Source organism: Psychromonas aquimarina ATCC BAA-1526 (assembly GCF_000428725.1).
Lineage (GTDB): Bacteria > Pseudomonadota > Gammaproteobacteria > Enterobacterales > Psychromonadaceae > Psychromonas > Psychromonas aquimarina.
Genome location: NZ_KE386791.1, coordinates 190,260 through 203,337, shown reverse-complemented (window position 1 = coordinate 203,337; position 13,078 = coordinate 190,260). Strand labels below are relative to the sequence as shown.

The window sequence follows — 13,078 nt, the reverse complement described above, 5'->3', positions numbered from 1 at the left end:
ACCCATCTAAGTGCAGGTAATCTCAGCATTATCTACTGCAAAGCATCACAGTAGATATATTATTTATAACGCTGCAGCGGCTAAAAAATCCACAAGCATTGAAATAATATTTTGTTACCTATACTGAAAATAAATAGGAACAAGTCAGGGATGGTTTATATGAAACAGCAGCTGAAACTGGAAGATGCAAAAAAACTGATGCTCAGCTGTGATATAGGCAAGTTAGACTTTGCCGAAATATTAAACAATATTAATAATGATGAACTGCTTAATAAATATTCACCCGACGGTATCTGCCAGATTGATCCGCGCAATGGTAATCTAGTGGTTTATAACTCTTCCCGCGCTAAACGGATTCATACTACAGTTGACAAACCGCCCCGGACTAAAGAGTCCGACAACTGCCCCATCTGCAGCGGCAGCAGCTCCGAGATCCTCGATATTGCTGAACAGAGTGAGGGGTTTACCTTTATTAATAAAAACATTTATCCCATTTTTCACCCCATTAAAGAACTTCCTCAGGAGGAAGCTGATTATTTTCTGCATCAGGATTTAGAGCATAAAGGCCGTGCCTCTTACGGATTTCATCTTTTACAATGGACCTCATCGATTCATGATAAGGACTGGCATAATCTGCCCTTTGCAGATGCATTAATAAGCTTTGAACAGCTGGCAACACTAGAAAAAATTTTACTCTGCCAGACAACCAGTTTTATGTCCCGCTCAATCACAAAAATGGAACAGCAGCTGGTCAGCGGCTATGTTTCTATTATAAAAAACTACGGGGCGGCGGCCGGCGCATCATTAACCCACGGCCACCAGCAGATCGCCTACAGTAATATTTTACCGCAGCGCTTTTTTAATAATTTACGCTTTCGTAAACGCCACGACAAAAGCTTCAGCCAGTTTATGCAGGATGAAAATCCAGCTAACTTAATTGTCAAGGATTATGGAGAGGTAATATTAATTGTGCCCTACTTTATGAAGCGTCCTCTGGATATGATGCTGATGGTAAAAGACAGCAGAAAACGTTACCTGCATCAGTTAACTGTGGTAGAAAAACAGCAGGTTACCCTTGCCATTCAGGAGTCCATACAGACAATTATCGGGCTTATGCAGGATATGGACATCCAGCCTGCCTACAATATGATAGTCAATAACGGACCCGGCTGCGGCTTATATTTTGAGTTTCTTGCTCAAACCCAGAAGATGGGCGGTTATGAGCAGATAGGCTTATTTGTCTGTCAGGCTAACGCTGCCGACTGCGCATTAAGACTGCGTGAAAGAATTTTATCACTGGGCAGCTGAAATTAGTCAGCGCAGGAGCTTAGAATACCCACAAAGATATCAACAATAAAACACTAACAAAGCCATTCAGCATGCAGTTTTTCACTGTCACCCAGGTAATTTAATAACCAGATAACTGCGGGATTTAAGCTGTCATTATTCCAGGCTAGACAGCAGGGACTGTTGGGATGCGGTTTCTGCAGTGTGCGCTGAATCAGCACTCCTTTTTCCACCAGAGGTCTTGAGCGGTGCGACGGCATAATACCGATCCCTAGACCGGCTATAAAACACTGTTCAGCACTGTGCCAGTTAGGTACAACCAGACGTCTCTGATTATCCAGAAGCCAGGTAGTTCGTTTCGGCAGTTTGCGTGAACTATCATCTAAACAGATACACGGGTAATGGATAAGCTCACTTTCCTTAAGCGGACCACTGTGCCCGGCTAATTCATGATCTGCGCTTACCACAAAATCCCATGAAAGAGAGCCCATGGCGCGATAAGATATATTTCCGGCAATCGGTACTGAAGCTGTTGCACCAATAGCAATATCCGCTCGGCCGTCAGCCAGTGCATCCCATACTCCGTTAAATACCTCCATGGTAAGCAGCAGCTCAACATCGGGAAATTCATCATAAAAATCCCTTACCAGCTGATTCACGCTGGCTTCACGTACCACATTATCCAGCGCAATTGATACGCTGCTCTGCCATCCGTTAGCAACCCGCTGGGTTTGAAATTTTATATCATCCATCTGCTTTAACAGCAGCCGCGCCTGCTCTACAAAATAATCACCTGCAGGGGTAAGTTTTACTTTACGGTGCAGGCGTTTAAAAAGAACCACATTTAATTTATTTTCGATGGATTTAACCGTGTAACTTATGGCGCTGGGCACTTTATGCAGCTCGTCAGCGGCCGCTGAAAAGCTGCCTCGGCGGGCGACTGTATCAATAACAACAAGATCTTGATTGGAAAACATACGCATCAATTATTTTGAAAGGAATAGTGAAAATATACCGTTTCACAATACTAAATAGCAAGAATAAACTGATGAAAATTCATTATTTCAGAGGTAACAATGACAAAAGAAAAAATTGCAATTCCGTATATCTGGCTGGCTGGACTTAGTATGCTGGGTTTTTTAGCAACAGATATGTATCTGCCTGCTTTTGATATTATTCGTCAGGATTTACAAACCAGTGAGCGCTTAATAGGCTGGTCATTAACTATATTTCTGTTCGGAATGGCAGGCGGACAGCTGGTTTACGGGCCATTAGCAAATCGTTTCGGTAAAAAACTAGTATTATGCGCAAGCTTGATAGTTTTCAGTATCGGCACCATTATTTGTGCTTTTTCCAGCAGTATCGAAGTGCTGTTATTCGGCCGTTTTATTCAGGCAGTCGGCGCCTGCGGGTCCACAATAATTTGGCAATCATTTGTCATCGAAAAATATGATTCAAAAACATCACAGCGTGTATTTGCAACCGTAATGCCGCTGGTAGCATTATCGCCTGCTTTAGCTCCATTACTCGGAGCTGTATTAGAAGCACAGTTCGGGTGGCAGTCTATTTTCTATTCATTAGTTGCAATTGGTGCAGTGCTGATCCTGCGCAGCAGCTTTATTGACTTTAAAATGCCTAAGCCTGCAGCACCAGTTCAAAAAGAGCAGTTGTCAGCACCAGCAAAACCATTAAATGTTTTTCAGTCGTACAAAACTATTCTGCATTCAAAAAAATTCACCGGCAATATGCTGATTTATGCAGCCTGCTCAGCCGCTTTTTTTGCCTGGCTGACCGGTTCACCTTTTGTAATGACCAGCATGGGTTACTCAGGCGCAGATATTGGTCTTAGTTACGTACCGCAAACCATTGCATTTATTGTTGGTGGTTATACCTGCCGCGTTTTATTAAATAAACATGAATCAGCAGTAATACTTCCGTGGTTATTAAAGCTGTTTACTGTCAGTGTTCTGCTTATGTTTATTGTGGCAATAAATTTTACCAGCACCTCGATCATCCCCTTTCTGGTTCTAATGTGCTTTATGGCGGCGGCAAATGGTGCAATTTATCCGATTGTTGCTAACAGTGCTTTATCTGACTTTAAAGAAAACAGCGCGTCTGCTTCGGGGTTAATGAACTTTTTACAGATGATGCTTTGTGTTATTGCAAGCGGCCTGGTATCGGCATTTATCAGTGGTTACGGTTTAGTAGCAATGACAACAGTGATGCTTCTTCAGGCAGTAATTGTAATAGCTGCATATCCTTTAGTTGCTAAAAGTGTTAAAGCACAGCAGCAGGCTCAAACAGCGCAGTAAACTTAACAACATTTAGTTTACAGTTGGCCAGGGAGGGTCAAAGTGAATAAACCAAAAAAGCAAAAGTGTGCGCTAAATCAGCCCTGAAATTACTATTCAGGGCTGATTTTTTTTAACCTGTTAAAACAAACAAGTCATTGATTACGGCTGCTGACGTGTCGGACCAACAACGATTTCACGAATACAAACCCCCTGCGGCTGCTGATAAGCAAATAGCACTGAACGGGCAATATCATCCGCTTTCAGTACTCCGCCCATGGAGTCTTTCCATGAATCATAACCCTCTTTAATTTCTGTCGAAGTGGTATGTGAAAGCAGTTCAGTTTCCACTGCTCCAGGAGCAATGGTAGTTACCCGCACATTTGAATCTGCAACTTCTTCCCTTACATTTTCAGAAATAGCATGTACGGCAAACTTTGTGCCGCAATATGCTGCATGATTTGCAAATGTTTTACGACCGGCAATAGAGCTGATATTAATAACAGTACCGCAGTTACGCTCTTTCATGGGAGCCAGCACAGCCTGCAGACCATTCAAAAGTCCGATTACATTAACATCAAACATACTTTTCCACTCAGACGAGTCCTGCGTATCAATTTGACCTAATAACATTTTACCTGCGTTATTAACCAGGCAGTCAGCTGGGCCGTAAACTGCTTCAGCTTTTTTAATCGCAGCTTCGAAACTCTTTTTATCGGTGACATCTACTTTTTCACACAACATATCCGGCAGCTGCAGTGCTTCTAATTTGTCAATACGGCGCGCCAGCAGCAGAAGCGGATGCCCTTCTTTGCTGAAACGTTTTGCGATAGCCGCACCAATACCTGAACTTGCTCCGGTAATTACAATTAACTTCTTCATTTTAACCCTCAATTGAATATTTTAGTTTTACTAATTTAAATAATACAAACGGATAGTTACGCTGTTTTGTGACTCCCCGCTGCTTGAAGTAATAATACATAAAGCTTTATTGGTGATATATACGACAAAAAGAAAATGATTGTTTATAGTAGCGACACAATCAAGCATTTGTTTCTGTGCTGCTATAGCTAATTCCCGTCCTGTATCTCTTTTGTGCAGATTTTAAGACAATTAACAGCCGTTAACCAAACCATAAATTCGCTATGTAAATTAACTGTACCACTGCATTTAATAAAGTACAATTCAGCAGCTTTAACTAGTAAAATCAATAATTAAACAAGGTTTATAATGAAACGTACAAAATTACTTCTGCCATTCACCCTGGCCCTGTCCAGTGCTGTTTTTGTTAATACGGCCACGGCCGCCCCTGAAAGTATTCAGCCAGATATTGAACTCAGTCAGTTTACATCCAAGCGTCAGGTTGTTGAGCAGTTATTAAATGATGCCTATCAGACATTCAAGTCTCCTGCACGCATCTCCCATGCCGGTTTCACAGCTAAAATGCCGAGCAATATGGAACTGATAACAGAGCGTCTTCTGCAGGCCTATCAACTAGAACCTTATAGAACAGACCTTCTTATTTCAGCTGCTAATGCGCAGGTTTATAACAGTAATATCGATAAAGCGATTGAGCTGTTTGAGAAGGTATTAACTGTCGCCCCTAATGATCTCGATGCTCACTCCTATCTGGTCATATGGCAGCACTTTAAAAATAATGAAAAAGCGGTGCAGAAACACCTTAATGCGTTAAAGAATATCAATAACGGCAGAGTGCAGGATCTTAAAAAAATCATGTCAACCGTAAACCGTATTGTTCAGACTCCTTTAAAGAACCAGGCAGGCGGCGAACAGCAGGGAAAAACAGCTATTGTAACCTTAGGTTATGCCTTAAACCCGGACGGCTCTATGCATGAGATATTAATTGACCGCCTGAATATCACTCTAGCAATGGCTAAGAAATATCCTGATTCATATATAATCACCACGGGCGGCGTACCGAAAAATCATAAAACTGAAGGTAAGTTAATGGCTGACTGGTTAGTGGCTCACGGTATCGCACGTTCACGCCTTATTGAAGATAACTATGCGAGAAGCACCGTTGAAAATGCATTGTACAGCAGTTACGCATTAGCAAGACATAATATTGATCATGCAACAATTATCAGTTCAGCAAGTCACGTCCGCCGCGGTCAGGCTCTGTTTGAAGTTGCCTCATGGAAAAGCGGTCCTGCAGATATTACCTTTGATACCGTTGCCGGCACAGATCAGTCATTAGAGGAGTTAAAAACACCGAGCGATGCAGAGCTGCTTGGAATTTACCGCGATGCATTACGCGTTTACGGAATGTGGAGTTACCGCTCTTACCCGTTAGAACAGCGTTAATCGTACAACCGGCTCAAGCGAGCCGGTTATTTTCAATCTCATTACAAGCGTTTTTAAACAAATACAGCATAGTTAATTATTTTCTAGAAGAGATAAAATGATTTCTGCAGCTTACTGACTGTATCTTTATTAGAAATAGTGAATTTAACAAACAAGCAGGCATTTCTTTATTTAAAGAAAACACCCGCACTATCTGCTATTCACAGCTGAATTATTTTTCTAGAAGATATGAAATAGTTTCTGTGACATATTGACAGGGTCTGTATTTGAAATGCTGAATTTAAAAATACCAACGGGCATCACTTTGTTTAAAGAAAACACCCGCACTATCTGCTATTCACAGCTGAATTATTTTTCTAGAAGATAAGAAATAGTTTCTGCAATTTTTGCAGGATCTTTATGCCCGGCAACTAATACCTGGTAACGGCCGTTAACAACAAAAGTAGGCACCGCATCAATCTTACTACGCTGAGATAACTGGCTTATTTCCTCAACTTTAGCAATCAGTTCTGCACTCTGCTGTTCATTGTAATCAAAGGGGCTGACCAGACCACGAGAGGTAAATGCTTCTGACATAGCCGTTGTTTTCTCTTCAGCAGAGCTTTCCTTAGACATCTGCATAGCCGCAAACAGATCTTCCATAAAAGCATGATCCGGAACTGCTTTTAACTGCATTTCCGCGGCGTAATAAAACATAGCGGCAAACTGCGCAGACTGATTAAAGACGATATGCATTTTACCAATCTCTGCATCGGCATTTTCACTTATAACGGGAATAAACTCTTCCATCTTACGGCAGTGACCGCAGCCTAGAGAAAAAACTTCTGTTACCGGAGCTAAATCTTGATCCTGCAGGTTTTCAGGAAGCTGCACATACTGTTTGCCTTCTTCAGGAATGCTCGATTCAGAGCAGGCGGCCAGAAACAGTACAGAAGAAAGTAGAATAAATAATGGTTTGCTGAGGAATTTCATTTTTTGTCCCGATAAGTAATTAAGTTATGAAAATCAACAATATCACTTTCTTAACAGATAAAAAACGAAAATTACAATTCGATTAAAACGACTCGTCCTGATGTGAGACAACAACAAGCGGAGGCCGGTTTTCAGGTACTGTGACAGATACGGTTATCGGACAGCAGCAGACCTGGCAGTCTTCAATATAATTCTGCTCTGCAGCTGAACAGTCAACGACCATTTCGATTGTTTCACCACAGTAAGGGCAGCAAACAAAACAACTAACCAGCATATTCATAGGAGCCCCGAATTAATATCAGAGAAAAGATCTGGATGAATAAATACAAAAGTGTATTACAGACCGGTAATACACTTATTCAGGCTTTAAACTAACAGCAGCTTATCAACCGCGGTAATACCGCTGCGGCACAAAGGGCATTTTCTCTACAGTCATGGGCAGCTTTTTTCCTCGTACGTCAGCAAAAACTTCACTGCCTAAAGCGGCAAAATCAGTATGTACATAAGCCATGGCCACCGGTACCCCTTTTGACGGACCAAACGTACCGCTGGTGACTATGCCGATCTCATTATTTTCAGCGTCAAACAAGCGGCTGCCTTCACGCACCGGCGCTTTAGAAAGTCCGATTAAACCAACACGTTTACGGGCGATTTCCTTGGTGCGGATCTGCTCTAAAATCAAATCGGCTCCCGGAAAACCGCCGGCACGCTCACCGGCTGTACGACGGACAGGGCTAATGCCCCAGAGCAGACTCGCTTCAACAGGAGTGGTTGTCGGATCAAGATCATGCCCGTACAGGCATAAACCACATTCAAGACGTAGCGAATCACGTGCTCCAAGTCCAATCCATTCCACTTCACTATTTGCTAACAACTGACGCGCTAACAGCTGTGCGGCATCTGCCGCTACAGAGATTTCGTAACCGTCTTCACCTGTATAACCAGAACGGCTTACATAACACTCAGTCCCGGCCAGCTCGATTTTTTGAGCATCCATAAACACCATATCACTGACCAGCGGATTAAGGCGGGCTAATACCTCAGCAGCCTGCGGGCCCTGCAGAGCTAATAATGCACGGTCTTCAATAATCTCAAGTTCCACATCTTCAGGCAGATTATCCTGTAGATGTTTTATATCCTGCTCTTTACAGGCGGCATTAACCACCACAAACAGATGATCTCCAAAATTAGTCACCATCAGATCGTCATTAATACCGCCCTGCTCATTGGTAAAAAAGGCATAACGCTGCTTACCGGCAGGTAAATCAATAATATCCACGGGTACTAACGCTTCCACAGCAGCTGCTGCATTTTCACCATGAAGGCGTAACTGGCCCATATGTGAAACATCAAATAAACCCGCCTGTGCGCGGCAGTGCAGATGTTCCTTACGTACACCAAGTTCATACTGCACCGGCATATCATAACCAGCAAAAGGCACCATTTTAGCACCCGCTTCAATGTGTAATAGATGCAGAGGCGTAACCAATAATTGTTCAGACATACGTTTAATACTCCATAGAGCGCGCGTTTGCGCCTTATTATTCAGATTAACTGCTGTTTAAAAAATTAAGAAGCCGTGACCCAAAGGATCAGGGCATCTTCCTCACTAACTGACGCTAACATGTGTCCCATATTGGCATCGTAATAAACCGAATCACCTTCACTTAAATTAACCGGTTCGTAAAATTCCGAAAAAAAGTTTATCTCCCCCTGTAAGACCAGTAGAAACTCTTCACCGTCATGGCGGATCCAGTCCCCGTAATCATCAAAACTGCGCGCCCTGATCCGGGATTTAAACGGCATCATTTTTTTGTTGGTCAGCTGCGTTGCTAACAATTCATGTTCATAGGTGGAAGTCGGATGTGCTTTACCTTCTTCACTACGCGTAATATCACGGCGTCCCGTTGCTGTTACCTGTTTCGGCGGTGCAAACAGCTGCGGAATATCCACCTGCAGGCCGTTGGCTAATTTCTGCATCGCCTGAAATGTCGGCGAGATCTGTTCATTTTCAATCTTAGACAGGGTTGAACGCGCCAGTCCTGTTTTCTGACTCGCTTCCTCTAAAGTCAAACCAAATGACTTACGTATCTCTTTTAAACGTTTCCCTAGCTTTAGAGGTTCGATTTTTTCTGATGACTGCTCTGAAGCGATAGTCATCGACGGATAAATATCCTGTGGACTCTCGTCACTCATATCTGTCCTCCTTGATGTAGTTCTGATTTGTTTTCATTCTCACATAAATTTAAGTCAATAATTAAGGTGAATCTTGTTAAAAACATGATCCGCAGCACAAAGACGGGATAAAGTTTCCTTTTGGAAACTTATGTTCATAAACATTAAGGTAATCTAGACTGTATATTGTGATTAAAGTTTAGCTATGTATCTTTCTTATTCATAACAAACGACACAAACACCATATATAACATAATGTTATATTACACCTTTACAGATATCCATAAGCTTAAAGCACAAAGAAAAACTGACAGTCTGGCAGGCATAAACAAACAACTTATTGTTTCACTATTGGAAACTTATTGTTTTAAATCTTGCCTTAAAGACTAAATGTTAGTGACTTGTTACTAAATTAGCGGTGTAATAACTGCAGAACAAGATTACATTGCAAAGATCAAAAAGCACTTCACCACAGCTTCAGCTGCCGGTGAAATCAATATTTTTTTTAATAAATCTTTAGGAGTTGTAGATGGAAAAGACACTGATGTTCACAGAAAGTCATGAATGGGTACGTGATAACTGTGACGGCACAATCACGACGGGTATTTCACACCAGGCACAGGAATTACTGGGTGATGTGGTTTTTGTTGATCTTCCGGAGATCGGCGATCATACCGAAGCAGGCGAACCTTTTACTCTTATTGAATCAGTAAAAGCCGCATCTGACATTTATGCTGCAGTTTCCGGTGAAATTTTAGAAATCAATAGTGAGTTAGAGGACAACCCGGAACTTATCAATGAAGAGCCCTACGCCGGCGGCTGGATTGCAAAAATCAGATTAGCAGATACTAAGCAGCTTGAAAGTCTGCTTGACGGTGATACTTATCTTGCCAGCTTTTAACCGCTATTAAAAAGGTCACGTAACAGCTGACTGTTACACTGCTCTGTGTATGCGCAGATGAAGATAAAATTTCATCTGCGTTTTAACGGCTCTTTCAATACAAACTGAACCGGCAGAGGCAGTCAATTAAACACCATCAGATCCACAGTTTATCATCGCTTAGCAGCCGACAAGCGCATGTAAAGCTATAAACGTTCAGGAAACTCTAATGACCGACACAAGACTTCTCAATCTATTAAGTGACGAAAAAGAATTTGCCGCTCGTCACAACGGCCCCGATGCAGCTCAGCAGCATGTTATGCTGGAAACAATCGGTCTCAACACTCTTGATCAGCTTATTGAACAAACTGTACCAGCCGCTATTCGTCTTCCCGAGCCGATGAAATTAGCACAGCCGCAGAGTGAAATTCACATGCTGGCTTCTCTAAAAGCCATGGCTAAGAAAAACATCATCAACCGCAGTTATATCGGTCAGGGTTATTACAATAATTTAACTCCCAATGTCATACTGCGTAATATTCTAGAAAACCCCGGCTGGTACACAGCATATACGCCTTATCAGCCGGAAATTTCCCAGGGCCGTCTTGAGTCACTGCTTAACTATCAGCAGATGATTATGGATTTAACCGCGATGGAAGTTGCTAATGCATCACTGCTTGATGAAGCAACTGCGGCAGCCGAAGCAATGACGTTATGTAAGCGCGCAGGTAAAAGTAAAAGCCTGAACTTTTTTGTGGCAGACGAGCTGCATCCGCAGACCATTGATGTAGTGCGTACACGTGCTAAGTACGTTGGTTACAATGTGATTGTCGGACCGCTTACTGATATAGACAATCATGATCTGTTTGGTGCCCTGCTCCAGTACCCGGGCAGCAGCGGCAGTGTTGAAGATCTTACTGAGATTATCGAAAAAGCACATGCGAAGAAAACCTTAGTTGCCGTTGCCTCTGATTTATTAGCCTTAACCATTTTAAAAGCGCCAGGAGAAATGGACGCAGATGTGGTGATCGGCAGTGCCCAGCGTTTCGGTGTACCCATGGGGTTCGGCGGCCCGCATGCCGGTTTTATGGCCGCTAAAGACAAATACAAGCGCACCATGCCCGGACGCATTATCGGCGTATCCGTAGACAGCAAAGGTAAACAGTCACTGCGTATGGCTATGCAGACACGCGAACAGCATATCCGCCGTGAAAAAGCGACATCAAATATCTGCACTGCACAGGCTTTACTTGCCAATATGTCAGCTTTCTACGCCTTGTACCACGGCCCGGAAGGCCTGCGCAAAATTGGCCGTCGCGTTCATCACTTAACCGCTATTCTAGCGGCCGGATTAACCAGTTCCGGTATTGAATTAGTTAATAAAACCTACTTTGACACTTTAACCGTGAATACCGGTGAACAGACCAATACTATCTATAATAAAGCTTTAGAAGTCGGCATCAATTTACGCCACTATCAGCATATTGAAAACAGCGTGGATCAGTTAGGCATCAGTCTGGATGAAACAACAACGGCAGCCGATGTTGAACAGCTGATTGCGCTGTTTACCGGTAAAACAATTCAAGCATCTTATTTAACCACTGCAATTGAAGCTGATGAATTTGCGGCCATACCAGAGTCATGCCGACGCACCAGCAACTACCTGACTCATCCGGTATTTAACGAACACCATAGTGAAACGCAGATGATGCGTTATATGAAAAAGCTGGAAAACCGCGATTACTCACTGACTCACGGCATGATCCCGCTGGGCAGCTGTACCATGAAATTAAATGCAGCCGCAGAAATGCTTCCTATTACCTGGCCGGAATTTGCTCAGATGCATCCCTTTGCGCCCTATGAGCAGACATTAGGTTACCAGGAGCTGGCAGTTGAATTTTCTGAGATGTTATGTTCAGTCACCGGCTACGATGCATTTTCCCTGCAGCCTAATTCAGGTGCACAGGGAGAATATGCGGGTCTTATTGCCATTCAGCGCTATCATCACAGTAACGGTGATGAGCATCGTAATATCTGCCTGATCCCAAGCTCTGCACACGGTACGAATCCGGCATCTGCCGCTATGGTATCCATGAAAGTTGTTGTGGTTGCCTGCGATGAATTCGGGAATATTGACCATTGCGATCTTAAAGCGAAAATCGAAATTCACCGCGACAATCTATCCTGCATCATGATCACCTACCCTTCTACTCACGGCGTATATGAAGAAGCGATTGGTGAAGTTTGTGAATGGGTGCATGAAGCAGGTGGTCAGGTTTATCTGGACGGCGCAAATATGAATGCCCAGGTCGGCCTGACCAATCCAGGCTTTATCGGATCCGATGTATCACATCTTAATTTACATAAAACATTCTGTATCCCTCACGGCGGCGGCGGTCCGGGTATGGGCCCGATTGGTGTTAAATCACATCTGACCCCCTTCCTGCCTGGTCATGTTGAAGCCACTAATTCTGAACAAGAGCAGTTTGCAGTCTCCGGTGCAGAGTTAGGCTCAGCTTCTATCCTGCCGATCTCCTACGCATACATTGCCATGATGGGTGAAGAAGGTCTGACTAAAGCGACAAAACTGGCAATACTGAATGCCAACTATGTAATGGAGCGTTTACGTGTTTATTACCCGGTATTATACCGCGGCAGTAACGGCCGTATTGCCCATGAATGTATCATTGATATTCGCCCGCTTAAAGAATCTTCAGGTATCTCCGAAGAGGATGTTGCGAAACGCTTAATGGACTATGGTTTCCATGCGCCGACTATGTCTTTCCCTGTTCCTGGTACTTTGATGATTGAACCTACGGAATCGGAAGATCTGGCCGAGCTCGACAGGTTCTGTGATGCGATGATCGCAATTCGTTTTGAAATCACTAAAGTAGAAGAAGGTGAATGGACACTGCAGGATAACCCTCTGGTAAATGCCCCTCATACCCAGGCTGATTTAACAGCCTGTGAATGGCCGTATAATTACAGCCGTGAACTTGCCTGCTTCCCGTCGAAACAAACTAAAGACGCTAAATACTGGCCGGCAGTTAACCGTGTTGATAATGTCTTCGGCGACCGAAACTTAATCTGCTCATGCCCGAGCATTGCTAATTATATTGATCAACAGGACTAAATAGTTAAACAAACT

11 protein-coding genes are annotated in these 13,078 nt (G+C 43.2%); 5 read left to right on the top strand and 6 right to left on the bottom strand.

The window, feature by feature from the left end:
• The first annotated feature begins 159 nt into the window (after nt 1–159).
• Nucleotides 160–1,308: an HIT family protein gene (locus tag G337_RS0120355; RefSeq protein WP_028865468.1), complete on the top strand. Its 1,149-nt coding sequence runs from the start codon at nt 160–162 to the stop codon at nt 1,306–1,308.
• 53 nt (nt 1,309–1,361) lie between these two features.
• Here G337_RS0120355 and punR read toward each other — a convergent pair whose 3' ends face one another.
• Nucleotides 1,362–2,264: a DNA-binding transcriptional activator PunR gene (punR, locus tag G337_RS0120350; RefSeq protein WP_028865467.1), complete on the bottom strand. Its 903-nt coding sequence runs from the start codon at nt 2,262–2,264 to the stop codon at nt 1,362–1,364.
• Between the two features lie 99 nt (nt 2,265–2,363).
• On the opposite strand from punR, the gene punC reads away from it, so the two are divergent.
• A complete protein-coding gene (punC, locus tag G337_RS0120345) occupies nt 2,364–3,599 on the top strand; it encodes a purine nucleoside transporter PunC (protein WP_028865466.1) in 1,236 nt (411 codons plus the stop codon).
• Between the two features lie 141 nt (nt 3,600–3,740).
• On the opposite strand, the gene G337_RS0120340 is transcribed toward punC, so the two are convergent.
• Nucleotides 3,741–4,460, bottom strand: a complete 720-nt coding sequence (locus tag G337_RS0120340) for an SDR family oxidoreductase (protein ID WP_028865465.1) — start codon at nt 4,458–4,460, stop codon at nt 3,741–3,743.
• Between the two features lie 348 nt (nt 4,461–4,808).
• On the opposite strand from G337_RS0120340, the gene G337_RS0120335 reads away from it, so the two are divergent.
• Complete coding sequence (locus tag G337_RS0120335) at nt 4,809–5,903, top strand: YdcF family protein (protein WP_028865464.1); 1,095 nt, start codon at nt 4,809–4,811, stop codon at nt 5,901–5,903.
• A gap of 348 nt (nt 5,904–6,251) precedes the next feature.
• Here the strand turns inward: G337_RS0120335 and G337_RS0120330 are convergent, their stop codons facing one another.
• The 4 genes from G337_RS0120330 to G337_RS0120315 all read right to left on the bottom strand — a co-directional run bounded on the left by G337_RS0120330 (nt 6,252) and on the right by G337_RS0120315 (nt 9,071).
• Nucleotides 6,252–6,875 (bottom strand): thiol:disulfide interchange protein DsbA/DsbL, encoded by a 624-nt coding sequence (locus G337_RS0120330; protein WP_028865463.1) that lies wholly within the window; start codon nt 6,873–6,875, stop codon nt 6,252–6,254.
• Nucleotides 6,876–6,957: 82 nt separating this feature from the next.
• Nucleotides 6,958–7,155 (bottom strand): CPXCG motif-containing cysteine-rich protein, encoded by a 198-nt coding sequence (locus G337_RS0120325; RefSeq protein ID WP_028865462.1) that lies wholly within the window; start codon nt 7,153–7,155, stop codon nt 6,958–6,960.
• Between the two features lie 105 nt (nt 7,156–7,260).
• A complete protein-coding gene (gene gcvT, locus G337_RS0120320) occupies nt 7,261–8,379 on the bottom strand; it encodes a glycine cleavage system aminomethyltransferase GcvT (RefSeq protein WP_028865461.1) in 1,119 nt (372 codons plus the stop codon).
• Between the two features lie 65 nt (nt 8,380–8,444).
• The gene (locus G337_RS0120315; protein WP_028865460.1) at nt 8,445–9,071 is read right to left on the bottom strand and encodes a helix-turn-helix domain-containing protein; all 627 of its coding nucleotides are present in this window, start codon (nt 9,069–9,071) and stop codon (nt 8,445–8,447) included.
• Between the two features lie 508 nt (nt 9,072–9,579).
• Here G337_RS0120315 and gcvH point away from each other — a divergent pair.
• Together gcvH and gcvP are read left to right on the top strand one after the other, a co-directional pair.
• Nucleotides 9,580–9,951 carry a glycine cleavage system protein GcvH gene (gene gcvH / locus G337_RS0120310; protein WP_028865459.1) on the top strand — a complete coding sequence of 124 codons (372 nt, stop codon included), beginning with the start codon at nt 9,580–9,582 and terminating at the stop codon, nt 9,949–9,951.
• A 208-nt stretch (nt 9,952–10,159) separates the two neighbouring features.
• Entirely contained in the window at nt 10,160–13,063 is a 2,904-nt protein-coding gene (gene gcvP / locus G337_RS0120305) for an aminomethyl-transferring glycine dehydrogenase (protein WP_028865458.1), read from the top strand.
• Nucleotides 13,064–13,078: the final 15 nt, after the last annotated feature.